The organism is Polynucleobacter sp. CS-Odin-A6, assembly GCF_018882095.1.
Taxonomy (GTDB): Bacteria; Pseudomonadota; Gammaproteobacteria; order Burkholderiales; family Burkholderiaceae; genus Polynucleobacter.
The window spans coordinates 127,580-149,924 of record NZ_JACVPD010000004.1; the positions used below are offsets into that span (position 1 = coordinate 127,580).

General features: G+C 43.1%; 25 protein-coding genes and 1 pseudogene. 11 read left to right on the forward strand and 15 right to left on the reverse strand.

Annotation, left to right across the window (positions count from 1 at the left end):
* The first annotated feature begins 2 nt into the window (after window positions 1–2).
* From ICN15_RS09600 to flgJ, 5 genes are read left to right on the forward strand one after another with little or no spacing between them, the layout of a single operon-like run.
* Window positions 3–743, forward strand: a complete 741-nt coding sequence (locus tag ICN15_RS09600; RefSeq protein WP_216202522.1) for a flagellar basal body rod protein FlgF — start codon at window positions 3–5, stop codon at window positions 741–743.
* 41 nt (window positions 744–784) lie between these two features.
* A complete protein-coding gene (gene flgG, locus ICN15_RS09605) occupies window positions 785–1,570 on the forward strand; it encodes a flagellar basal-body rod protein FlgG (RefSeq protein WP_216202523.1) in 786 nt (261 codons plus the stop codon).
* A gap of 5 nt (window positions 1,571–1,575) precedes the next feature.
* Window positions 1,576–2,256: a flagellar basal body L-ring protein FlgH gene (locus ICN15_RS09610; RefSeq protein ID WP_216202524.1), complete on the forward strand. Its 681-nt coding sequence runs from the start codon at window positions 1,576–1,578 to the stop codon at window positions 2,254–2,256.
* A 4-nt stretch (window positions 2,257–2,260) separates the two neighbouring features.
* On the forward strand, window positions 2,261–3,454 hold the full coding sequence (locus ICN15_RS09615) for a flagellar basal body P-ring protein FlgI (protein ID WP_255532955.1): 1,194 nt from the start codon (window positions 2,261–2,263) through the stop codon (window positions 3,452–3,454).
* Window positions 3,455–3,465: 11 nt separating this feature from the next.
* A complete protein-coding gene (flgJ, locus tag ICN15_RS09620; protein WP_216202525.1) occupies window positions 3,466–4,491 on the forward strand; it encodes a flagellar assembly peptidoglycan hydrolase FlgJ in 1,026 nt (341 codons plus the stop codon).
* 36 nt (window positions 4,492–4,527) lie between these two features.
* On the opposite strand, the gene ICN15_RS09625 is transcribed toward flgJ, so the two are convergent.
* The gene (locus ICN15_RS09625) at window positions 4,528–4,809 is read right to left on the reverse strand and encodes a hypothetical protein (RefSeq protein WP_216202526.1); all 282 of its coding nucleotides are present in this window, start codon (window positions 4,807–4,809) and stop codon (window positions 4,528–4,530) included.
* A 184-nt stretch (window positions 4,810–4,993) separates the two neighbouring features.
* Here ICN15_RS09625 and ICN15_RS09630 point away from each other — a divergent pair, with 184 nt between their 5' ends.
* The gene (locus tag ICN15_RS09630; protein ID WP_216202527.1) at window positions 4,994–5,320 is read left to right on the forward strand and encodes a hypothetical protein; all 327 of its coding nucleotides are present in this window, start codon (window positions 4,994–4,996) and stop codon (window positions 5,318–5,320) included.
* A gap of 7 nt (window positions 5,321–5,327) precedes the next feature.
* Here the strand turns inward: ICN15_RS09630 and ICN15_RS09635 are convergent, their stop codons facing one another.
* From ICN15_RS09635 to ICN15_RS09690, 13 genes and pseudogenes are all read right to left on the reverse strand, one after another.
* Complete coding sequence (locus ICN15_RS09635) at window positions 5,328–5,618, reverse strand: hypothetical protein (RefSeq protein ID WP_216202528.1); 291 nt, start codon at window positions 5,616–5,618, stop codon at window positions 5,328–5,330.
* A gap of 92 nt (window positions 5,619–5,710) precedes the next feature.
* On the reverse strand, window positions 5,711–6,373 hold the full coding sequence (locus ICN15_RS09640; RefSeq protein WP_304609513.1) for an OmpA family protein: 663 nt from the start codon (window positions 6,371–6,373) through the stop codon (window positions 5,711–5,713).
* Window positions 6,374–6,565 (reverse strand): annotated as a pseudogene (locus ICN15_RS10990) (flagellar motor protein MotB); the annotation flags it as partial.
* Complete coding sequence (locus tag ICN15_RS09645) at window positions 6,540–7,280, reverse strand: flagellar motor protein (protein ID WP_216202529.1); 741 nt, start codon at window positions 7,278–7,280, stop codon at window positions 6,540–6,542. The gene ICN15_RS09645 and the pseudogene ICN15_RS10990, both read right to left, overlap by 26 nt.
* A complete protein-coding gene (locus ICN15_RS09650) occupies window positions 7,262–7,996 on the reverse strand; it encodes an RNA polymerase sigma factor FliA (RefSeq protein ID WP_216202530.1) in 735 nt (244 codons plus the stop codon). Before ICN15_RS09650 ends, ICN15_RS09645 begins: the two co-directional genes overlap by 19 nt.
* Window positions 7,997–8,001: 5 nt before the next feature.
* Complete coding sequence (locus ICN15_RS09655; RefSeq protein WP_216202531.1) at window positions 8,002–8,391, reverse strand: hypothetical protein; 390 nt, start codon at window positions 8,389–8,391, stop codon at window positions 8,002–8,004.
* 124 nt (window positions 8,392–8,515) lie between these two features.
* On the reverse strand, window positions 8,516–9,805 hold the full coding sequence (gene flhF, locus ICN15_RS09660; RefSeq protein WP_216202532.1) for a flagellar biosynthesis protein FlhF: 1,290 nt from the start codon (window positions 9,803–9,805) through the stop codon (window positions 8,516–8,518).
* On the reverse strand, window positions 9,802–11,880 hold the full coding sequence (flhA, locus tag ICN15_RS09665; protein ID WP_216202533.1) for a flagellar biosynthesis protein FlhA: 2,079 nt from the start codon (window positions 11,878–11,880) through the stop codon (window positions 9,802–9,804). The genes flhF and flhA overlap by 4 nt, the downstream gene beginning before the upstream one ends.
* Entirely contained in the window at window positions 11,877–13,037 is a 1,161-nt protein-coding gene (flhB, locus tag ICN15_RS09670) for a flagellar biosynthesis protein FlhB (protein WP_216202534.1), read from the reverse strand. Before flhB ends, flhA begins: the two co-directional genes overlap by 4 nt.
* Window positions 13,038–13,226: 189 nt before the next feature.
* Entirely contained in the window at window positions 13,227–15,143 is a 1,917-nt protein-coding gene (locus ICN15_RS09675) for a methyl-accepting chemotaxis protein (RefSeq protein WP_216202535.1), read from the reverse strand.
* Window positions 15,144–15,207: 64 nt separating this feature from the next.
* Window positions 15,208–16,143 (reverse strand): flagellar motor protein MotB, encoded by a 936-nt coding sequence (motB, locus tag ICN15_RS09680; RefSeq protein WP_216202536.1) that lies wholly within the window; start codon window positions 16,141–16,143, stop codon window positions 15,208–15,210.
* 3 nt (window positions 16,144–16,146) lie between these two features.
* A complete protein-coding gene (motA, locus tag ICN15_RS09685; RefSeq protein WP_216202537.1) occupies window positions 16,147–17,010 on the reverse strand; it encodes a flagellar motor stator protein MotA in 864 nt (287 codons plus the stop codon).
* Between the two features lie 94 nt (window positions 17,011–17,104).
* On the reverse strand, window positions 17,105–17,893 hold the full coding sequence (locus tag ICN15_RS09690; protein WP_216202538.1) for a class I SAM-dependent methyltransferase: 789 nt from the start codon (window positions 17,891–17,893) through the stop codon (window positions 17,105–17,107).
* Window positions 17,894–18,054: 161 nt separating this feature from the next.
* Here ICN15_RS09690 and ICN15_RS09695 point away from each other — a divergent pair, with 161 nt between their 5' ends.
* Genes ICN15_RS09695 through ICN15_RS09705 form a run of 3 tightly spaced genes read left to right on the forward strand, consistent with a single transcriptional unit; the run spans window position 18,055 to window position 19,607 of the window.
* Window positions 18,055–18,309: a hypothetical protein gene (locus ICN15_RS09695; protein ID WP_216202539.1), complete on the forward strand. Its 255-nt coding sequence runs from the start codon at window positions 18,055–18,057 to the stop codon at window positions 18,307–18,309.
* On the forward strand, window positions 18,306–18,947 hold the full coding sequence (locus ICN15_RS09700) for a FlgO family outer membrane protein (protein WP_216202540.1): 642 nt from the start codon (window positions 18,306–18,308) through the stop codon (window positions 18,945–18,947). The genes ICN15_RS09695 and ICN15_RS09700 overlap by 4 nt, the downstream gene beginning before the upstream one ends.
* A 51-nt stretch (window positions 18,948–18,998) precedes the next feature.
* Window positions 18,999–19,607 carry a FlgO family outer membrane protein gene (locus tag ICN15_RS09705; RefSeq protein ID WP_216202541.1) on the forward strand — a complete coding sequence of 203 codons (609 nt, stop codon included), beginning with the start codon at window positions 18,999–19,001 and terminating at the stop codon, window positions 19,605–19,607.
* A gap of 5 nt (window positions 19,608–19,612) precedes the next feature.
* Here ICN15_RS09705 and ICN15_RS09710 read toward each other — a convergent pair whose 3' ends face one another.
* The gene (locus ICN15_RS09710; RefSeq protein WP_216202542.1) at window positions 19,613–20,872 is read right to left on the reverse strand and encodes a response regulator; all 1,260 of its coding nucleotides are present in this window, start codon (window positions 20,870–20,872) and stop codon (window positions 19,613–19,615) included.
* 395 nt (window positions 20,873–21,267) lie between these two features.
* On the opposite strand from ICN15_RS09710, the gene flhD reads away from it, so the two are divergent.
* Window positions 21,268–21,600 carry a flagellar transcriptional regulator FlhD gene (gene flhD / locus ICN15_RS09715; protein WP_216202543.1) on the forward strand — a complete coding sequence of 111 codons (333 nt, stop codon included), beginning with the start codon at window positions 21,268–21,270 and terminating at the stop codon, window positions 21,598–21,600.
* A 35-nt stretch (window positions 21,601–21,635) separates the two neighbouring features.
* Window positions 21,636–22,199 carry a flagellar transcriptional regulator FlhC gene (flhC, locus tag ICN15_RS09720; RefSeq protein WP_216202544.1) on the forward strand — a complete coding sequence of 188 codons (564 nt, stop codon included), beginning with the start codon at window positions 21,636–21,638 and terminating at the stop codon, window positions 22,197–22,199.
* The last annotated feature ends 146 nt before the right edge of the window (window positions 22,200–22,345 follow it).

Consider the following 22,345-nt stretch of genomic DNA (forward strand, 5'->3'; position numbering starts at 1 on the left):
ATATGGATCGTGTTATTTACACCGCAATGACTGGGGCCCAACATATCTTGGACCAGCAATCTACCAACTCGAATAATTTGGCTAACGTTTCTACGACTGGTTTCAAGGCGCAGATCGACTCCTTTTTATCAGTACCAGTTTTGGGGGGCGGCATTGACACTCGGGCATTTGTTATTAATGCAAGTAACGGCACTGATTTCACGCCGGGCGCAATTCAGCAAACTGGCCGTACGCTAGATGTGGCTATAGAAGGTAAAGGCTGGTTTAGTGTCCAACGCCCTGATGGTTCTGAAGGTCTAACTCGTAATGGATCTTTTAAGGTTAGTGAAAATGGTATTTTGCAAACAGCAGGTGGTCGCAATGTTCTGGGCGGCGGCGGTCCCATTACGATTCCGCCTAATGTCAATATCTCCATTGGAGCGGACGGAACAATTTCTAGTATAGATCCTGCAATTAGCGGCGGTCCCTCTACACCTATAGATGTCTTAAAGTTATCCAACCCTGATGAAAAAAAATTAGTGCGCGGTGTTGATGGCCTATTTAATAATCGAGATCTGTCGCCAATTGCTGCTGATCCTACTATAAGAGTAGTGAATGGTGCCTTAGAGAACAGCAACGTAAATGTTGTACAGGGTATGGTAAATATGATTTCTCTAGCACGCCAATTTGATATTCAGATGCAGCTGATGAAGAATGCTGAGAATAGCGACCAACAAGCCGCTCAGCTCTTCAATTTAAATTAATACCTAATGTGTCAAGATACCTCTAAATTAAAGGAAATAAGATGATACGCTCACTGTGGATTTCAAAAACTGGTCTCGAAGCTCAACAAACCCAGATGGATGTGATATCCAACAACTTGGCTAACGTCAGTACGAATGGTTTTAAAAAGTCGCGAGCAGTGTTTGAGGATTTGCTTTACCAGACGATTCGTCAACCCGGTGCACAATCTTCTCAACAAACTCAACTCCCTTCTGGAATGCAAATTGGTACAGGTGTGAAGCCTGTCGCTACAGAACGCATCTTTACTCAGGGCAACTTACAGCAAACCAGTAACAATACTGATATTGCAATTAATGGTAGCGGCTTCTTTCAGATCTTAATGCCCGATGGCACTACAAACTATACCCGCGATGGTAGCTTTCAGGTCAGTAGCACCGGACAGTTAGTGACCGCTAGTGGTTATGTTATTCAGCCAGCGATTACGATTCCAGCAACTGCGCAGACGGTAACAGTAGCAGCTGACGGTGTTGTGTCAGTGACCTTGCCAAACACGGTTGCAGTTACACAGGTTGGCCAGTTGCAATTAGCCACCTTTATTAATCCAGCGGGCTTGAGCGCTAAAGGTGAGAATCTGTATGCTGAAACTGCTGCCTCTGGCGCACCCAATACAGTGAATCCTGGCTCCAATGGCGCAGGCGTCCTGGCGCAAGGCTTCGTAGAAACTTCTAATGTGAATGTGGTTGAGGAGATGGTCAATATGATTCAGACTCAGCGCGCTTATGAGATCAATAGTAAGGCGATATCAACCTCTGATCAGATGCTCCAAAGATTGGCTCAATTGGGATAGCCCTTATGCAAACCTCATTACGCCTACCTAAAATAAGCCTCTTTACCGTCTTTAGTATTACAGCTATAGGCATTAGCCTTAGTGCTTGCAGCGTCGTTCCCAGCACGATCACGCAAAACCCTGGTCCAGCTAGTAATCGCATGGCGATGTCGCAAGCTTCAAATGGTTCAATTTTTTCAAGCGTAAGCTACAAACCGATGTTTGAGGGCAATCGTGCACGTAGCGTTGGCGATACGATCACAATTAATATTACTGAAACCACCACTGCAACAAAAGACGCAGGCTCATCAGGCTCTAAAAAGGGCCTTGCCAATGCCACGGCAACCGATCAGTTTGGCAACACTGTTAGTCCAACGTTTAGTTGGGCTAACAACTTATCTAATGAAAATAAAGCTACGTCTAATGCTAGTAATACTTTTAATGGATTTATAACAGCAACAGTTTTGGAGGTATTTCCAAACGGTAATTTAATGGTAGCAGGTGAAAAGCAAATCGGTTACGACCAAGGCTCGGAGTTTGTTCGTTTTTCAGGGGTAGTAAACCCAAATATGATTACAACTAACAACACAGTTGCCTCTAACACTGTTGCAGATGCTCGGTTTGAGTACCGCACTACTAATGCAATTGATAGCTCTTATATTGCTAGTATGGTTACCCGCTTCTTCTTAAGTATTGCGCCATTCTAAAAATATGATGACATTTTTTCTTAAATCTCATCGTTTCTCTTTATTTCGAACTGAAAAAAGACCCCAATGGCTTAAAAGCCTGATAGTACTATTACTATTGTGTACGGGTATATTTAGCAGTCTAAGCCTGACTTCTGTCGCACATGCTGAGCGTATTAAAGATTTAGCAAATATTCAGGGCGTCCGAAGTAACCAATTAATTGGCTATGGATTGGTTGTGGGCTTGGATGGCACTGGCGACCAAACAACGCAGACACCATTTACCCTACAAAGTACTTTAAGTATGTTGCAATCTCTGGGAGTCACGTTACCGCCAGGTACATTTTCTCAGATTCAACTGAAGAACGTAGCGGCAGTTATTGTGACGGCAAATTTGCCGCCTTTTTCTCAAATTGGTCAAACTTTAGATGTCACTGTTTCAGCTATGGGTAATGCCAAGACTCTACGAGGTGGCACCTTATTGCTCTCGCCTTTAAAAGGAGCTGACGGTCAGATCTACGCAATGGCTCAAGGAAACATTGTTATTGGCGGCGCAACTGCCTCCGCTAATGGCAGTTCGGCAACTATTAATCAGCTTAATGCTGGTCGTATATCAGCTGGAGCTACTGTTGAAAGAGTGATCCCGAATAATTTAGCTGGCATGGATATCTTTAATCTAGAGCTTAAAAGTTCTGATTTTTCTACAGCTAGTATTGTTGTTGATGCAATTAATAAACGTTTTGGCAAGCCAATTGCAATTGCCCATGATTCGCGTGTAATTCAGATTACGCCAGATAATATTAATAGTGCTAGCCGCGTCCAATTTATGGCTGCATTAGAAAGCATCAGCGTTACTCCAGCCAAAGGCGAAGCGAAGGTAATTCTAAATGCAAGAACAGGTTCAATTGTCTTAAATCAGAGTGTTGAGTTAGAAAATTGCGCGGTTGCTCATGGTAACTTGACTGTAGTGATTAGTACGACTCCTGTTATTAGTCAGCCAGGCGCTTTTTCGAATACTGGAAATACGGTTGAGGCAAAAGTATCACAGGTTAGCTTAAATCAAGACCCCGGCAACGTGATTCAATTGGCTGGTGGCACATCTCTATCAGATGTAGTTCGGGGATTAAATGCTGTTGGTGCAACGCCTCAAGATTTAGTGGCTATCTTGCAAGCAATTAAGGCTGCTGGCGCATTACGCGCCGAACTAGAGATAATTTAAGCATTAGTATCATGGCGCTATCTAATAACACCATCTCTGGCACTGATCTAAGTAATCAGCTGGCTATGGATGCTAATGGCCTCAACTCACTCAAGAAGTCTGCAAAAGAGAACTCACCAGAAGCAATTAAGGGTGTTGCTAAGCAGTTTGAAGCGATCTTCATTAATATGATGCTAAAAAGCATGCGTGATGCTAGCCCACAAGATGGTGTCTTTAATACTGAGCAAAATAAGCTTTACACCTCAATGTTTGATCAGCAGTTAAGTCAAAAACTTGCCAACGGTAAGGGTATTGGTTTGGCTGACGTTCTTGTCAGGCAACTCAGCAAAGCAGTAGGCGCTCCCGAAGGACAAACAGGCGATGGTCCCATTAGCTCTAAAGCACTTGGACTTAATCGCTCAAGTGTTAGTGGTCTTTCTGCTTATACTTCGCTAACAGCTCCCGAGGATGTTCGTACAAGAAGTGCCACCATTAAAGCAGACGGTACAAAATCTTGGTCAGATAAAATTTCACAATTATTTAGTGATTTTGAAATGTCTGCTGAAATCATATCGCCATCTTTATCCAATGCTCTTAAGGACACTGTGAATGGTTTCACAGATAAGTTAGCTTCATTTGCACGACAGGCTAGTAACGCTAGCGGTCTGCCAGCTCAATTTATGCTCGGTCAGGCTGCACTCGAAACAGGCTGGGGAAAAAAAGAAATTAAAGGTAGCGATGGCACGCCTAGTAATAATTTATTTGGTATCAAAGCTACAGGCAATTGGAATGGCAGGGTGGTATCAACATTGACTACTGAATATATCAACGGTGAGAAGCAGGTCAAGGTAGAAAAATTCAGGGCGTATGATTCTTACGCAGATTCATTTAAGGACTTTGCCAATTTGATTACTAGTAATCCACGTTTTAATAATGTCCTGAATAACTTGAGTAATGTTAATAGCTATGCTGATGCGATGGCTAAAGCGGGTTATGCAACTGATCCTGACTACGCTAAAAAATTGGCTAGTGTGATTAAAAAAATTAGCAAGCCTTAAGGCTGAGCTAATGGAATGTCCTAGTCGGGTTCAATGTTACTTAAGCCACTCTTTTAGCTCTAACATTTGTTTATCAATAAATACCTCCATAAAGAAGCCGTCTGAATCGTTCAGATTTGGATTGACATGTTTTTGCACGAGATGAATGATGAGTTTGATGGCTCTATTTCGTAATTCTTGTGGCAAAGAAACAGCCATTTGGGCGTTATAACTGGCCAAAATACTGTTAGAGTCAACCGTTCTTAATGCTGGAATAAACTGCTTCTGAGACTCAATCATCTTTGTTAAAGCGACTTTATAATCCTTGCCAGATCGCATTGATTCATTAAATGATGAGCATAGCAAACGAACTGCCTTTTTATCGACCTCTCTTATTCTGGATTTAGCGCTACACATTGTTTGAATATTATCACTTGTGATAATATTTGGGGTATTAGAAAGTAGCACTAAGGCGCCCAAATCTCACCCCCGTATTGATTGATAAGAAATAGGCAAAATTGAAATGGCACACTTAACAGAATCCCAAATAATTGAAAAGTTATGTAAGACTTTTAACACTCGCTTTTCAGGAAGTCGTAATGTGGTGCAATCACTTGCTGACACTATAGAAATGAGTGATATGTTGCATCCTGGTTTGCGCGGCCTGGGTGGCAAGGATGTTTTATCCTTGTTTAAGGATCGAATGAATGTTTGGGATCCCGAATCATTGCGAGAGATTGTTATAGATGTATTTGTTTATCTCATGAAAGAGAAAATCACTTCGGACACATCTAAGCGAGAATTAGCGAAAGATATTAACAACTACTTGTTGCCAATTAATTTCTGGTAATTGCAGACTATTTTTTAGGGTTTACTGCACTCATCTTTTCTCGCATGCCTTTGAGCTCAAACTCAATACTATCTATACGTGCGTTATGGTTATTTACTTTCTCCCTGGTTGGAGTAAAAGAATCTAGAGCTGCCTCTGTTTCAGATTTTGTTTGCTCAATCAATCCATAAATGATTTTTATCTGGGCTGCTTGTTTATCAATTGATTCAATTAATTTCATGATAAAAATGCTCATGCCGAGAACTATCAGCGCGAAAACACCAAACAAAAAGGGCGCTATAAAATCAATGAGGTTCATGGGATTTCTTGCTAAAAATAGTGTGAATTGAGAATTTGAGCGTATTTAAAGGTCTCTTTAGAGCCAGTTGATAACATAATAAGTCCCTTATTCTAGTCTGTTTTAGAGGGCAGTAGGTCCGATCCAGGCTGCTGGCCAGGGTCACGTAATAGCAGAATTGAAACCCGACGGTTTTTTGCCTTACCTAAAGCGGAATCGTTACTGCTGATTGGTCTTGATGAGCCAAAGCCGGTGGCGCTCAAACGATTTTCGTTGATTCCTTTTTGACTGAGTATATTAAGTACTGTGGTAGCTCGAATCGCTGATAGCTCCCAGTTAGAGTTAAATGCCTTGGTGTTGATAGGCTGGTTATCTGTATGGCCTTCAATATCAATCGTTTGATCACTTTTAGCCAAAATTGGTGCAATTTCTGCAAGGGTTTGGAACGCCGCTGGGCTAGTAACGGCGGCGGATCCGGGGCTAAAGAGGTAGCTATCAATAATATCGATCCTAATACCTTTGGACGATTGAATGACGCTAATTTTTCCATCTTGTATTAGCGGATTTAATGCTTTAGTAAGGTCCTTTTCGAGGCGATTCATTTTCTCACGCTTCATCATAGCCATTTCTCGTTTGAGCTTAACTAGACCCAAAGGATCAATGAGGATTGGACTTTGTTCGGCTGCATAAGTCCCAGCAATCTCAGCATCTCCTTTGTCCCTCATTGCTAATTTACTATCTCCCTCTGTCATTTGGATGGGAGCAAATGCGGACATTAAGGAGTTGGATAGCGCATCATATTTTTTTTGATTAATGGTCGAGCTTGCATACATCACTACAAAAAATGCAAATAAGAGAGTGATGAAATCGGCATAGGAGACAAGCCACCGATCATGATGTTCATGATCTTCTAGGTGACGACGTCTTTTCAGTGGGGGGTTTTTAAAGGAGGTATCCAGAGAGTCTATCCTCTATCACTTTAGTGTGTTCTCCGTAGGCAATTGATGCCAATGACTCTACAACCATCTCATATTTAGATACTTCTAATTGTAGGAGTGTTTTTAGTTTATTGGCAATTGGAATAAATAAAAGATTTGCCAAGCCAACGCCATAAATAGTAGAAACAAAGGCTACAGCGATGCCACTTCCAAGTAGGGTGGGGTCCGATAGATTTTCCATCACATGAATCAAGCCCATAACGGCAGCTAAGATTCCAATCGTAGGTGCATAGCCACCTGCTGAGTCCCAAACCTTAATGGCGTTACGTTCATGTAATTCATATTGATAGAGGTCGTTTGCGCCAACCTCTTTAATGGTTTGTGGTGGCGCACCATCTATAACTAGGCGCAGGATCTTCTTCACAAAAGGATCGGACGCTTCATTCATATAGCTCTCAAGCTTTAATACGCCTTCCTTTCTGACTATCAAGCTCCATTGCGAAATATCGAGTGCCAAAGTAGTTCGTTGGTCTTCCGGCTCAGTAAAAACAGATTTTAGTTTACTAAACCCATTGCGAAAGTTAGCGGGGCGGCTTTGCAACAAAACTGCACCAAACGTGCCAAAGGTAACAATGATGAATGCTGAGGGTTGGAGTAGGGAGGAAATCCTACCGCCACCAAGCGATTCACCAATTAAAATACCAATGAGTGCAAGTGCAATACCGCCTAGGCTGGCCCAGTCCATAATTTCTCTTTTAAGGTTGTGCGAATCCGAGCAACAGCTTGGCTATGCATTTGAGATACGCGAGATTCAGTAACGCTCATCACCGCACCAATTTCTTTAAGGTTGAGTTCTTGTTCGTAATACAAACCCATCAGAATTTTCTCTCTTTCGGGTAGGGCTTCAATGCTCTGTTTTAAGGCCTCTTTAAAATCTTTTGAAAGTAGACCATTGATCACATCGCCGCTATTGTGCTGAATAAAACGGTCAAGAAAGTGATCTTCTTCTTCATTTTTATGAACGTCTTCAAAATAAATTAGTTGATGCCCGCTACAGTCGGTTAATAGCTGGAAGTAATCAGCAATGTTAAGCTTAAGTTTTTTAGCAACTTCATTTTCACTTGGAGGTCTACCTAAGCTTTGCTGCAAGCTAGCGATCGCTTTTTCAACATCTCGCATTTGTTTGCGAATATTGCGTGGCAGCCAATCAGCACTACGGAGCTCATCCATGATGGCGCCATGAATACGGGAGCTGGCGTAGGTTTTAAATTGGGCCCCTTGGTTATCCTGGTACTTACTGGCGGCGTCTAATAGCCCAATCATACCGGCTTGAATTAAATCATCTACCTCCACATTGGCAGGTAACTTAGCTTTAATTTGATAGGCCATTTTTTTGACCAAATCGGCGTATTGATGAACTAGACTTTCTTTATGGTCAGTTTTTCCGTCGGCCTTGTACATAGTTTTTAGTTTGTTGCTACGCCAAATGGGGTGGTAAAAGTAGTCTTTTTTATTTGGGCAGGCATCATATTTAACAATATAGGGCTAACCCAGTTGTTACTAAGTGTACTAAACCCGATGAGCTCTAGATGAATATGTGAAAATCCCTTGCTTGCTTGTTTCAGATTGCGATAAATGGTTTGTGCCGCAATCTCATTTTGGGCGCTAACAATCATGCCAAAGACCCGATTTTCAGCACTTTTGCTTAGTAACTTAATAATTCCGAAGGTTTGCTTAATAGATATTGGGTTATTTGTTAGTTTCATGATGAAATGATCGTAATTAAGCAAAGCCAGGGGTAGTTCATGATGCCCTTCAATACTTGCATCAATAAAGTAAATCTGCTGTTTTTCCATGTCTTTAATAAGATCACTCAGTAGTTGGCCCTTTCCACGCTTAAAGTCCAAATTTAAGCAAGAAATCGCATCGGGCTTAGGGGGCATCAGAATGCGTCTGAGTCCCTCTGCTTGATCGAAGGGATTAAGCATATTGGGCAATTCCCTGGTTCATATTCGTAGACGAATTACTGAAGAAGGCAGGTAAATCTTCTGGAGAGATTGTTGATACAGCATCTTTGGTCTTTCCTTGATTAAAGGCCTCCTCGATCAGTGCGACTTTATCGATCATGGCTATATCTTCAGGTACTCTCTGACCATTGGTGAGGTAATAGACCTTGAGCTTATTTTGTAGCGCGACATTAATGACGCCACCTAAGCCAATGGCCTCATCGACCTTAGTGATGATGCAGCCATCTAGACCTCTACTAGCAAAAGCTTTGCTGACATTATTAAGGGTATCTAGAGTACTGCTGGCATTGAGGCAGATAATTTTTTGAATATCGCGATTTGCCTCATGGAGCATATCAAGTTGTGCACCTACCATCTGGTCTTTTTGACTTAATCCTGCCATATCAATGAGAATCAGCTTCTTATCCTTAAGTTGATCAAGAGTTTGCTGCAATTCTTGGGCGTCTTTTGCAGCAAATACTTCAACCCCTAAAATCTTTCCGTAAATACGTAGTTGTTCGTGACCGCCAATTCGATAAGTATCAGTGCTAACTAAAGCAATGCCTTGATTGCCATGCTTGAGAACATAGCGAGAAGCAATTTTAGCAATCGTAGTTGTTTTTCCTACGCCCGTAGGTCCCAGCAATGCAAAGATGCCTTGGCGACTCATAATCTCAGATTCGTTTTCGAGAACTTGTAGATTTTTTGCGAGTAAATTAATTGCCCAGGGAGTGGCCTCCTTGGCAGAAAAGTCTGATGGCAATTTCGTAATAACGCGTTTTGCTAGGTCAAGATTGAAGCCAGCGGATAAAAATTGACTCATGAGATCTCTTTTGTTGGAGCTATATTCCAGGCTGGCACGAGAGAGATTATCAATCTGTACCTGAAATTGTGAACGCATCTCACGAATTTCCTTCAGGACCCCCTGAATTTGGATACTCTGTACAGCGTCAATCTTAGTTACATTAGCTTCCGGGAGCTCTGAGGAAGAGCTGATAGTTTTCTGAGCGGGCTTGCTATTAAGCAAAGTAATCATCTCTTGCGCTTTTTTTGCTTGTAGTTGTTTTGCAAGTTGCGTCTCGTCTAGCTTTTGAGTCTTTTGACTCTGCGAGTCAGTATTGACTGCAGATTCACCACGCGCGAGAATTTCAGTCCAGCCGTTGATGGATCGATTGGAAATAATAGTAGCGTCTTCGCCCAGCTCTTCTTTAACTTGATTTAGCGCAAGGCGGGGAGTTTTGGCTAGGAATTTTTTGATGGTCATACAGAACCTCCAATTAAGTTGGCAACACGGATAGTTTTAGAATCAGGTAATTCTTCATGGGATAAAACACGTAAATTAGGCGTTACTCTTTTCAGAAATTTCGCTAAAGTGGCCCGTAATGGTGAGGCGACTAATAGTACGGGAGAGTGCCCCATTTTTTCTTGTGCGCGAGCGGCTTCACCAGCTTGGGAAGCTAAGGTTTGAGCGATTCCGGGCTCAATTGAACCGCCGTCACCGCTACCACTGACTGCCTGCATTAAAAGACGCTCGAGATTATTTTCAAGAGAGATCACAGACATCTCGTTACTATTGGGGAAGAGTTGATTGGTAATGGCTCGACCCAACTTAATTCTTACCTTGGCAGTTAATTCAGCAGGGTCTTGCGTGTGTGGCGCATATTCAATGAGGGTTTCCATGATGGTGCGCATATCGCGAATTGTGACTCCTTCGCTTAATAGATTTTGCAGCACCTTTTGCACTACAGAGCTAGTAAGTAATTTTGGAATTAAATCTTCAACTAATTTTGGAGATTCTTTGCTAAGTAAATTGAGTAGCTGCTGTACCTCTTGATGACCAAGTAGTTCTGAGGCGTGCATACCAATCACGTGATTGAGGTGTGTCGCAATCACGGTACTTGCATCCACTACGGTATAGCCCATGCCTTGTGCTTCATCACGTAAGCTGTTATCAATCCAGGTCGCGGGCAAATCAAATGCGGGATCTGATGTTATCGGTCCGGGTAGTTGGCCGGTCACATTACCTGGATTAATCGCTAAGAATTGTCCGTAATGGGACTCACCTTTTGCAATTTCCACGCCTTTTAATTTAATACTGTACGCAGAGGGCTTGAGCTCTAAGTTATCGCAAATATGGACTGGTGGGGTTAAGAAACCAACATCTTGAGCAAATTTTTTGCGTAAGGCTTTAATGCGCTTAATGAGATCTCCACCGTGTTGTGTATCTACTAAAGGTACTAGGCGAAAGCCGACCTCTAGACCAAGTGCATCCACTGGCATCACGTCATCCCATGTAGCGTCGATGGACTCCATTTCAGACTTTTCATTCGCTTTTGCGTCAGTTTCGACTACCTGTTTTAGGCGATTTTTCACCGTATAGGCGATGCCCGCCAGGGTGGCTGCTAATAGTAAAAAAGCAAGATTAGGCATGCCTGGAATCAAGCCCATACCACCGATAATGAGGGCGGTAATGTTCAGAACTTTAGGATTATTAAAGAGTTGCTTGGTTAACTGCGTGCCAATATCCTGGTCATTAGCAACACGTGAAACCACAATACCAGCTGCAATGGAAATAATAAGGGATGGTATTTGCGCTACCAAGCCATCGCCGATAGCCAGCAAAGTGTAATTCTTTACCGCATCGCTAAAATTCATATCATGCTGAAGCATGCCTACAATGAGGCCGCCGAGAATGTTAATGATAATCACCAGAATACCGGCGATCGCATCACCTCGCACATATTTTGAAGCGCCATCCATGGCACCATAAAATTCAGCTTCCTGGCTAATTTCAGTGCGGCGACTACGTGCCTCATCTTGCCCAATCATTCCGGCATTCAGATCGGCATCAATTGCCATCTGCTTACCAGGCATCGCGTCTAAGGTAAAACGCGCACCAACTTCTGCAATTCTTCCGGCACCTTTAGTGACCACCGTAAAGTTAATGATGGTCAAAATAATGAAGACCACAATACCTACCGCATAGTTTCCACCAATTAAGAAATGTCCGAAAGCTTCAATTACTTTGCCGGCTGCTGCTGGACCAGTATGACCTTCAGTCAGAACTAGGCGTGTTGAAGCAACGTTCAAGCTCAGGCGCAACATGGTTGTCACCAAGAGCACTGTTGGAAACGCTAAAAAATCTAATGGCTTGGAAGTCTGCAGTCCAATCATCAGCACCAAAATTGATAGTGCAATATTGAAGGTGAATAAGAGATCTAAGCCAATCGCTGGAATTGGCAAAATCATCATTCCGAGCATGAGCACAATAATGAGTGGACCTGCAATAGTCTTACTATTGAAATTTTTAAGAGAGTCTAAAAATTGGGTAAAGTTCATGATGTAAGCTCGATTTGCTTAGTGCTCGATAATGGATCTAATTCATCGGGTACAAAAATATTATGGGGTTGACTTGGGTAAGTGCCAATTCGACCGTTAAAGTTTTTGACCTGGAATACAAAGGCGAGAATCTCGGCAACTGCAAGGTAAAGAGACTCAGGAATTTCTGCATCGAGCTCAGTATTGGCATAGATCGCACGCGCAAGTTTAGGAGACTCTAAAACCAGAATGTCATGCTCCTTAGCGAGCTCTCGAATACGCAATGCAACAGCATCTGACCCTTTGGCTAAAAGCACTGGCGCCCTCATATCACCTTCTCTATATTGAATAGCAACTGAGTAGTGGGTTGGATTGGTAATGATTACGTCTGCTTTTTGTACTTGTGACATCATCCTGCGTCGTGACATTGCGCGCTGTTGCTGGCGAATTTTGGCTTTAATTTCAGGGCTGCCGTTATCTTCTTTACCCTCTTGCTTGAGCTCTTCACGGCTCATCTTATGCTTCTCAGCATATTGATAGAGTTGATAAGGCACATCAATCAAGGCAATAGCTACTAAGGCGCCAACTATAAAAATAAATGATTTCACCAGAAATAAACCTGTCTCTGCCACGCCCACCTCTAGAGGAACTAATGACAAGGTAATGAGCTGTGCAAAATCAGCGGCAATCATAAAGTAGGCTACGATTCCAACCAAAGTAGCCTTGGCTGTTGCTTTGACTAATTCCACTAAAGAATTTTTAGAAAATAAATTGCCAAATCCTTTGATGGGATCGAGCCTTGTAAGGTTTGGTATTAATAGATCTGTGCTGAAGTTCCAGCCGCCAACGAGAATTGGAGCAGCTAGGGCAACTATTGTCAGGGCTAGACCTAGAGGAGAAAAAGCGATTAGTAAATCAATGGCTTGTCCAGAAAGACTTGCTAGAGAGTTTTCGGTATTAAAGGCTAATTTGCTATCAAACGTGAGTCCAGAACTCAGCATATTTGCAAGGGCGCTACTAAGGTGCGCCCCTAATATCCAAATCGATAATCCAGCGGTAAATAACAAGGCGCAGGTCTGCAATTCCCTGGAGCGAGGAACGTCACCCTCTCGATACGCTTTATCTAATCGTTTCGACGAGGCCTGTTCTGTTTTTTCTAAATCGCTTTCTTCTGCCACCGCTACACCTTAAAAAGGATTGATTTGCTGATGAATGATTTTCAGCGAGCGGGCCTTAAATGAATTGCTAGAAAAGGGGGGTGAACGCCCCTTAATTCAATCTTCTAAAAATGGGATTATTAGCAATAAGGGGTCAAAAAGACCCCTTTCAGACAGATTTATTGGTACAAGCTCTGCCTAAAATCCGGTCTAAAACAGCCTCCAATCTGGATCTTTTTCAGAAGGATTTGCTGGTGGATTCTCAGATTCAGTGGTCTTTGGGGTATCTAATGAAACGCTCAAAGGGGCGGCAACGGGTTTAGTTGTCGATACCGTTAAATGGCCAAAAGCCTGCTCTAGGGCGCCGGCATGATGCGATAGCATCCCCCCATTTAAAGCAGTATCTTTGATTGTTTCAATATTTTTCTGGGCTATTTTTTCCACCTGGGATATAGCGCTATTCACTTCATTTAGGTTCAGGCTCTGATCCAAGGATGCGGTAGTGATATTGGCGCTCAAATCGGCGACATAACGGGTAGAGCTGGCAATTCGCTCCACCCATTTGTTGATGCTTTCCAGCTTCTCAGCAGGAATCCCTGCATGGCTCATCTCGGCAGTAAGGGTATCGGCCATTTCAGAGGTCGAAATAGCCATGAGACGTGCTTGTTTTGCGTTTTCAGCATTTTGTTTGGTGCTATCTCCCAAGCTTTGCATCTTCAAGTTGGAGTTTTGTAAGTATTGGGCCTGTTCCTCAGCGCCCTTCATGAGGCTAGCATGATTTAGGCTTAAGTCTTTGGCCAGTCTTTGAATATCTATCCCTTGACTTTGGGCAAAGCTACTGAGCTCTTCCATTTTGTCTAGGAGCTGATTCATCGTTTTGTTGAGCAAATTCACTTCCTCAAGCTCGCTATCAACAGATAGTCTTTTACTCAAATCATGATTTTGTATTGCCGCAGGAATGGTTTGAGCTTGGGTTAAGGCTTTTTGAAGTGCTTGCTGAATATTGCGTTGAGCAGATTCAGATACTTGACCCTTTTGCATTGCAAGGTCAATGGTGGTGTTGAGGTCATTGGCAAATTCATAAAAAGCACCGCGATGCTGATCAACCTCGCGGCGACCCAATAACTTTCCATCTTGCATAGCGGCATTCAAAATGCTGGTATCAAGCATGAATTGTTTCCACTCGCCTTGAATTGCTTTGATAGCAGCCATGGCACTACTATGGTCTCCAGCACTCAATGCAATGCGGTAATCTAATTGACCGCTAGCAATATAGCCTGCTGCTTTTGTTAATTCTTCAGGGCTGGCACCCAAACTATGCTTAAGTGTTCTAGAAATGAGGAGTGCCAAGCTCAGCATCACCAGCATACCGACGGCAATGATCATGAGCTTATCTGTAGGTAAGTCACCTGTTGAAGAAGGTGTATTGACTGTTGCAGGTGCAGGAGTAACCGCAGGAGCTACAGCAACCACAGGAGCTTCAGGAGCTACTTCCGTAATACTTTTCTTTTGCAAGGCAATGAGTTTGGCGCTCGACTGGGCTTTGATGAGCGCATCTAAATCAGTCATGACTTGTGTTTGCAGGCCTTGAGTGCGAGCCAGTAATGCGCTGGCTTGCGATAAATAGTTCACTTGCAAGAGATCAACCGTTGGCTTGATCGACTGGTTAACCAGTTTGTCAAAATCACCTCTATATTGGGTTGCTAAGGTCTTTTCTTCTGCGCTTAAAGGACCTGCTAAAAAGGATTGCCAGATCGCATTCATATCAGCGAGATCTTGCGTCACGCGATCCGCTAGGTTGCGAACTTCTTCTGAGACAGGTTCAGGCGCTTTTTTCTCTGCATAAGCCTTATTTAAAAAGAGGCGATTTTGTGCAATGAGTTCTTTGAGTTTATTTAAATCAACTGATGCAGGTGCAGGCTCCTCTACCTTTGGCGACTTGGCCGGCGTAATTGCAGATGACATGGAGTTCAATGGCTTCATCGCTGTTGAGAAGTCAGGGGTCCAGCTTTGGGTATTGATTAAAAGTAATCCTGCCATGACGAGAGCAGTCATTAGCATTGCTATTAAGCCTACTTTGACTGGCAAGTAGGGGAGCTTAGGGAGACCGGTCTGTAGTTTCATCATGATTTACATTATTACAATTAGGCGAAAGGGTAAACACCTTTAAGTGCGTGAATAGATCGAAGCCTCAGGGCTTCACGTCTGGCTTAGCCACCGGTTTTATGCCAGGGGCTGAAGCTTGAATCCCTTTTTGTACAGCATCGGCATTACCAGCCTCAATGGATGCATTTCTTTCTATCCGCTCTTGAGCTTTTTTGTTCATCACAATAATCGAAATACGGCGATTAATGGGATTGAGCGGATCTGTTTTGTCGTAGAGAACCGCAGAAGATAAACCAGTGACTTGCATCAACTTGGTTTCATCCATGCCGCCATTCACTAGTTCGCGCCTTGCAGCATTTGCTCGGTCCGCAGAGAGTTCCCAGTTGCTATAAGACTTTTCTTTATTGGGAAAAGGGTGTGCATCCGTATGGCCGGATAAAGTCAGCTTGTTTTCTACGCCATTGAGCGACTTGCCAACGGCTTTCATAATGTCGCGTGCATAGGGCTGAAGCTCATCATCCGATAAGGCAAACATGGGCCTCTTCAGGTTATCCACAATCTGAATCCGCAAACCATCTTCGGTAATGTCAATCAACACTTGTTTTTTGAAGCTCTGGAGTTGGGGATTTGCTTCAATGGCAGACTCAACCCGGGCTTTGAGTTGCTTGAGACCTTCTTCATCCAGCATCCTTTGCGGCGCTTTATCGCTATTGTCATCAGCCTTAGAAACCTCACCATCCTTACGGGTAAGGTCTTTGCCTCCGCCAACAAAAATACCGCTGGAGCCTGAAGCGCTAGGGCCGGTAGAGACAATTTTTTCAATTGGCATCTTGAAGTATTCAGAGATGCCCTTCAGATCTTCTTTAGAAACAGATGCCAATAGCCACATCAGCAAGAAGAAGGCCATCATCGCTGTTACGAAGTCTGCGTAGGCAATCTTCCATGCACCTCCGTGATGACCACCAGCAACTTTTTTAATTCGTTTTACAACAATGAGAGGCTTATCTTCTTTGGTAGCCATGGATTAACGCGTTTTGGCGCCTTTAATATATTCTTCGAGTTCAAGAAAGCCAGGGCGCTCATTCGAAGTTAAGACCTTGCGGCCAAACTCGACAGCAATCGTCGGTGCGTAACCATTTAAGCTGGCTAGCAAAATCACCTTTGCTGTTTGGAGCATCTTCGAGGACTCATTCAATTTTTGCTCTAGGATGGTGGCAAGTGGGCCTACAAATCCGTAGCACAACAAAATGCCGAGGAAGGTTCCCACCAGAGCATGCGCAATCAAGATACCCAGTTCAGCGTTGGAGACTTGACCCACGGATGACATCGTGTGAACCACACCCATCACGGCCGCAACAATGCCAAAAGCAGGCATACCGTCAGCCATTTTTGCAATCGCATGACACACTACATGCCCTTCATTGTGGTGGGTCTCAATATCTAAATCCATTAAGTTTTCTACTTGAAACGGCTCCATATTGCCCGAGAGCATCATGCGTAAGTAGTCGCATAAAAAGTCCATCAAATGATGGTCTTTCATAATTTTTGGGTACTTGGTGAAGATGGCGCTGTTCTCTGGATTTTCCACATCTTTTTCGATGGCCATCATGCCGTCTTTACGAATCTTGGTTAGAAACTCAAACATCATTGCTAGCAAGTCGAGATATAGCGCTTTGCTGTAGTTAGAGCCTTTAAATACGCTGGGCAGAGTGGCAAGGGTTGCCTTAATAGTCTTGAGGTCATTGCCTACTAAAAAGGCACCCAAAGCGGCCCCTCCAATCATCAATAGCTCGATTGGTTGCATTAGCGCTGCGAGATGGCCGCCGGCCATAGCAAAGCCCCCGAATACTGAAAATGTGACGATGACAAAACCAATGATGACAAACACAATGAGCCCCTTTTTGCCTGAATATCAGAAGAATACCTGTAAATAAGACATTTAATTGCCTGAATAAAGCCAGATTATGATGTCTGTCTTCCCGTTAAACAGCCTGATATTGGCCGATTTGGTAGATAAAGCACTGACGTTGATCTGAATGAAAGGTCTTTTTTTGAGTTTCGTGAACGCCTGGAATTGGGAATTCATGGCTAATTAAGAGACTTTCACCAGCCATTTCTGAGAGCGCTTTCTTCCACAGCTCAGGCATTGCCGCCGGTGATAGATAGGCAAAAATCAGGTCATAGTGAGCGAAATTCACTTTTTCATAGTTGCCAAGGCGAAAACGGACGCTGGGCGCGATGAATTTGGCTTGAATGAGGCTGACAAGCCAGGGCAAAGGGGCTATTTCTATGCCTTCAACATAAGATTCTGGCCGCAATTGGGCCATGCGGATCGCAAAATTGCCCAAACCACTGCCAATTTCCAGAATTCTGAGCTTTTTACCGGGCAATAACCCAGAAACAGCGACCCAAACCTCGGGTTTGGAGGGGTAAAAAGGCACTTGAGTGAGAAAAACAGACCAAAATAGGGCTCCTGTAAGCAAAAACCCCACTAAAAAGTAGCTTGTCGGAATTTGCAGCGCTAGTGCCGCCCAGATCGCCAATGGAAATAGAAGGTGAATGTAGCGCCACCAATGAGCCATTTGGAGTGCGATGCTTAAAAAATAGGCAAATACTGCTTGCAGTACTAATAAGACTGCAAGGCTAGGGAAATAAAAATCAAACTGGATCGCTAACCAACATGAGCCCGCTGCCAGAACAAAAGCGATGCCTTGAACAAACAAGGCAATCAAAGCAGGGGGTGCCTTACTAAAAGAATTCATCTTCGCCATGAGATAAGGAGTTTATTAAAAATCATTTTGGTAAATCCTCATCAATCGCTATTTTGAGCCGTAAAGTGAATATAGGAATCTATTCAAGCGGGCTTCATCAAAACGTTTGTTGGGGTTGAAGTATTCAATTAAAACAGCTTAGGGTTTTTTGGGTTAAGGATATGTTGCGTTTAAATTATCTTTCATTATGGATTGCGAGTCTGCTGATTTGTTCCGGCTGCTCCTCTGTAAGCTCGCCCTATGCAGTCAATTGTGAAAATTGCAGTTCACAGCCTTTTTATTCAGTCATGATTATTCAGCCAGGCATGTCTAGTGATTTTCCGGTGAGTTATCGCGTTCGACTGCCTGAGAATGATGCAAAACTCAGCAAGGTCATGCCAACGGAAGCCGTCAGCTCTAGAGCGGTGCCCCAATGAAGTTGCCATTGAATTTACTCGTATGCACTCTGTTTTCTTTGGGCGCACTCACTTGTATCACTTCTGTGCAGGCGCAGACGCAGCCTAGTCAAGAAAAGACACTCTCGCCCTATCCATTTCGGTATGAGTCTATTTCTCTTGTTCCCAGCACGTCCTCAACGGGCACTCTCAATACGGCCTCGATGTTTATTGCCGAGCAGCTGGAGCGCAACCTTTCTCCAGAGATGAGAAGTCGTGCTCTAGTTGTCACTGATTTTGTTGCGCTCAATACCTTAACTGAGACATCTCAGTTGGGTCGACTTTTGGCGCAAAATTTAATGCATGAAATGCAATTAAGAAATTGGTCTGTTACAGACATCACCTTCAGAAAAAATATTCTAATCGAAGCAAGTGGTGAGTTTTCTCTGAGCAGAGACGTTAAACAACTCAAGCCGCCAGTGCAAGCTGGCAGCATCATTACTGGCACTTATGTAAATACCTCAGAAGGTCTGATTTTAAATGTCAGAATGATCCAGGTGATCAGTGGCGCTGTAGTATCCACGGCACAAGTGAAATTACCTGCCGATCGGCTGATATCGCATTTACTGGACGGTCCTCCAAGAGCGCCAACGATGCCAGTGTTAAATCTCACTAATTAATCTGACTCGCAACCACTAGTAGAATACGACTTTTATTGGTATCTTCTCAATATGTCTATTCGCCAATTTCCTCGCCTTACTTTTTCTCGCTCCTCAATACTGCTGAGTACTTTTTTTCTCTGCGCACTATTGGGCCTGACAGCTTGTGGTACTGCTAGGCGTAGTGATTCTCAATGCCTTACTTTTGAAGACAAGCTTCAGGCAACCGATTTGACTGTACTGGTATCGGGCATGGCTACAGAGCTAAACACTGCGTTACCTAAATTTGATCCTAATGGGCCAGATGAATACGGCATCTTACTTGTGGCAGATTTTGTGAATGTAAATACTTTAAAAACTGAGCCTAATGTCTTGGTCATGAGTGAGATGATGCGCAGCTACCTTGCACGCATTCCGGGTAAGAAGGTGGTGCAAGTGGAGTTTGGAAAAGATATTCGAATTAGTGATGCTGGGATTATTTCTCTGACCCGCAAGCTTGATCAAGCTGGTAACACGAAGGTAGGCGCAAGCCAAGTGATTGTTGCAACTTATTTAAACCTACCAAATAAGCTGGTGATTAATGTCAAAGCCATTGATCCAAGCAATCAAATTATTAGCGCTGCGATTGTTCGGGAGTTGAACTACTCTTGCAGCGGCGGTAAATTAAAGCTCGATAAATAGCGTTGCTATTTGATCCATTGAGTAAGCTGATTCACTAGCTCCTGAGGGTCAACCGTCTTAGAGATGGAGCCATTCATTCCATGATCTAGGCATTGCTGAGATGTATCTTCACACACGCTGGCACTCAGCCCAATGATTGGTAAAGTCTTCAGGTGGGCTTGCGCTCGGATTTGTTTGCAGGCTTGCAAGCCATCTAGCACTGGCATCTGAATATCCATTAAGACGGCATCATAACGTACGGTCTTCAATCGCTCTAAAGCATCTTGACCGTTATTAGCAACATCAATGCGCGCTCCAAAAATTTCTAAAAATTCTTTTAAGGCTTCTTGCGCAAGGAGATTATCTTCAGTTAATAAAATGACACAATCCTGCAAAGGCTTGTTTTCGAGATTTTGCTTACCAGTTTGACCTTCTAAATGCGATTCAGATTGATCAAGGTATTGTTTTAACTGAATGCGGGTCTCTGCAAGCCGCTCTAAAAAAGAATCGTAGTTTTTGGTTTGTAGTTGGCCAACCTTGAGATCTGCTTCGAGGTGTTCAGCGGCAGCAAAAATCGCCTCAGCCCCAACACTTCCTGCTGATCCCTTAAACGCATGAATACGGTTTTGGGCAGCTTTGTAATCATTAATGGCAATTTCATTTTGCAGACCTGCGCTGCAATCTCGACATTCCAACAAAAATAGATTGAGTAGCTTGTATGTCAGCGGGGCATTAGCCATCAACAGCGCTATTTTTTTAAGGTTAAATCCGGGTAAGTCTTCCAAAGCGGCATCTACGAGAGTTTCCTGATGTGTCGTATCTCGATGGCGGGTTAGTGAATCCGCCTTAAAGATCGGTAATTGCAAAATCCAGCTTGATATTGTTTGATACAACCTGTCTGGATCAATGGGCTTGCTAATAAAGTCATTCATGCCGTGATCGAGGCATTGCTGAATTTCATCAGCAAATACACCTGCACTCAGTCCGATAATCGGTAAGGATTTCAGATTTAATTGTTCTCGAATGTGTTTGCAGGCTTGCAAGCCATCTAATACTGGCATCTGAATATCCATCAATACGGCATCAAATTGCTCAGTCTTTAATAACGCGATAGCATCTAGGCCATTACTAGCAAGTTCGATCAGTGCGCCTGCGCGTAATAAGAATTGCTTAATCACGGTCTGATTAATGAGATTGTCCTCAACAACGAGGATACGAGTCCCTAACAACACCATGGCTTGCTGATTTCTTTGCTTTCCAGCAGAGCTTGTGTTGTTAATAGTCACAATTTTGCCCTTAGTTTCCATTTATTCGTCGCAAGAAAACTGTGTAACTTGATCTGCTGAGTTAGAAATAGGGGCGGGCGCGATTGTTTGAAGCCCGCGGCAGTATCTAAGTTTTGAGTGCTTAGCTGTGTATACAAAAATCAGTCTCCATTTTTGCTTGGGCCATACAGCTTGGGCTTTTGCTGGCCATTTGAATGGCTACGATTTTATTGATTACTAAGATCTAAGGCAGGGTTTTAAGGCGGATGAACTACTCTTACATTAGCATTTTATACATTTTGTAAGTATTTCCCTTACTATTTTTATAGCATTTATCTTATTTAGAAAAATATTGGATCAGAGAAACTACATTCATCGCGAAAGCACTTAATCGCATAAAAGAAATGAGATACAACATGCAACTGATTGATAAATCACAAGAAAGCATTATGACAGAAATTCGTGAAGCGAATCTGAACTATTTGATGCTGGCTCAGCAGATGATTCAAGCAGACAAAGATCAAGCGATTTTCCGACTTGGTGTGAGCAAGGATATCGCTGATTTGATTGGGGATTTAAGCAATTCTCAATTAATTAAGTTGGCTAGCTCAACCATGATGTTGATGCGCTTTCGCTTTGATGATGCTGCTATGTTGGGTATGTTGACCAAAAATACTAAGGGTTTATCCCAATCCATTGTTCACAGTTCAATTTTGATGGCCGGCCAAAAAGCCGAAGCCATCGCCTAAGTTCTGTAATATTCATAACGAGAGCGGAATAGATCATGAAAGTAAAAAGCATCGTTGGTGAAACTGAGCAGCTTCAGTTGGCGATTCAGTTGATCAATTTAGGCGCTCGCTTACAGTTACTAGAGTCACATACTTCTTTATCGCGTGAGCGTTTGACTAAGCTTTATAAAGAGTTAAAGGGTATTTCACCTCCAAAAGGGATGTTGCCGTTTTCAACCGACTGGTTTTTGACCTGGCAACCGAATATTCATTCCTCTTTATTTCTGAATATTTACACTTTCTTAAAAGAAAACACTGGTGTTACTGGTATTCAGGCGCTAATTAAGTCTTATCAGCTTTACCTTGAGCAATACCATGTCATTGAGCAGGCCGATGATCATCCGATCAGTGATGAGCCAGTGATTAGCTTAATTCGCGCATGGACTCTGATTCGTTTTGTAGAGCAAAAACTGCTAAAAACTGAAACCTGTTCCTGCTGTAAAGGGAAGTTTGTAGTTGATGTGTATGACTTGCATGAAGACTATGAGTGCAATCTTTGCAATGTTCCCTCAAGAGCAGGCAAGTACCAAAAGAATAAAAAATACCTGCTCGCGGCGTAAAACCTATAATTTAAATACGCTTTGCACAGCTGTAGACCATCTATCAAAGCAGTATTTACCCCATAATTTCATGACAGTTTGATGTTGTGAATGCAAGTCACACTCAGTGATATTCAGGTATGCAATTAGGAAAAACATACTCTGCG

Bases quoted from the DNA above. Each gene is read 5' to 3' on its own strand.
- flgG (WP_216202523.1), top strand. From the start codon at position 785: ATGATACGCTCACTGTGGATTTCAAAAACTGGTCTCGAAGCTCAACAA.
- ICN15_RS09705 (WP_216202541.1), top strand. From the start codon at position 18,999: ATGTCTATTCGCCAATTTCCTCGCCTTACTTTTTCTCGCTCCTCAATA.
- ICN15_RS09690 (WP_216202538.1), bottom strand. From the start codon at position 17,893: ATGGCGAAGATGAATTCTTTTAGTAAGGCACCCCCTGCTTTGATTGCC.
- ICN15_RS09635 (WP_216202528.1), bottom strand. From the start codon at position 5,618: ATGAACCTCATTGATTTTATAGCGCCCTTTTTGTTTGGTGTTTTCGCG.
- ICN15_RS09600 (WP_216202522.1), top strand. From the start codon at position 3: ATGGATCGTGTTATTTACACCGCAATGACTGGGGCCCAACATATCTTG.
- flhA (WP_216202533.1), bottom strand. From the start codon at position 11,880: ATGAACTTTACCCAATTTTTAGACTCTCTTAAAAATTTCAATAGTAAG.
- flgJ (WP_216202525.1), top strand. From the start codon at position 3,466: ATGGCGCTATCTAATAACACCATCTCTGGCACTGATCTAAGTAATCAG.
- ICN15_RS09610 (WP_216202524.1), top strand. From the start codon at position 1,576: ATGCAAACCTCATTACGCCTACCTAAAATAAGCCTCTTTACCGTCTTT.
- ICN15_RS09650 (WP_216202530.1), bottom strand. From the start codon at position 7,996: ATGTACAAGGCCGACGGAAAAACTGACCATAAAGAAAGTCTAGTTCAT.
- ICN15_RS09655 (WP_216202531.1), bottom strand. From the start codon at position 8,391: ATGGAAAAACAGCAGATTTACTTTATTGATGCAAGTATTGAAGGGCAT.
- flhF (WP_216202532.1), bottom strand. From the start codon at position 9,805: ATGACCATCAAAAAATTCCTAGCCAAAACTCCCCGCCTTGCGCTAAAT.
- ICN15_RS09695 (WP_216202539.1), top strand. From the start codon at position 18,055: ATGTTGCGTTTAAATTATCTTTCATTATGGATTGCGAGTCTGCTGATT.
- ICN15_RS09640 (WP_304609513.1), bottom strand. From the start codon at position 6,373: ATGTCCGCATTTGCTCCCATCCAAATGACAGAGGGAGATAGTAAATTA.
- flhD (WP_216202543.1), top strand. From the start codon at position 21,268: ATGCAACTGATTGATAAATCACAAGAAAGCATTATGACAGAAATTCGT.
- ICN15_RS09675 (WP_216202535.1), bottom strand. From the start codon at position 15,143: ATGATGAAACTACAGACCGGTCTCCCTAAGCTCCCCTACTTGCCAGTC.
- ICN15_RS09645 (WP_216202529.1), bottom strand. From the start codon at position 7,280: ATGGACTGGGCCAGCCTAGGCGGTATTGCACTTGCACTCATTGGTATT.
- ICN15_RS09615 (WP_255532955.1), top strand. From the start codon at position 2,261: ATGATGACATTTTTTCTTAAATCTCATCGTTTCTCTTTATTTCGAACT.
- ICN15_RS09700 (WP_216202540.1), top strand. From the start codon at position 18,306: ATGAAGTTGCCATTGAATTTACTCGTATGCACTCTGTTTTCTTTGGGC.
- flhC (WP_216202544.1), top strand. From the start codon at position 21,636: ATGAAAGTAAAAAGCATCGTTGGTGAAACTGAGCAGCTTCAGTTGGCG.
- motB (WP_216202536.1), bottom strand. From the start codon at position 16,143: ATGGCTACCAAAGAAGATAAGCCTCTCATTGTTGTAAAACGAATTAAA.
- ICN15_RS09625 (WP_216202526.1), bottom strand. From the start codon at position 4,809: ATGCGATCTGGCAAGGATTATAAAGTCGCTTTAACAAAGATGATTGAG.
- ICN15_RS09630 (WP_216202527.1), top strand. From the start codon at position 4,994: ATGGCACACTTAACAGAATCCCAAATAATTGAAAAGTTATGTAAGACT.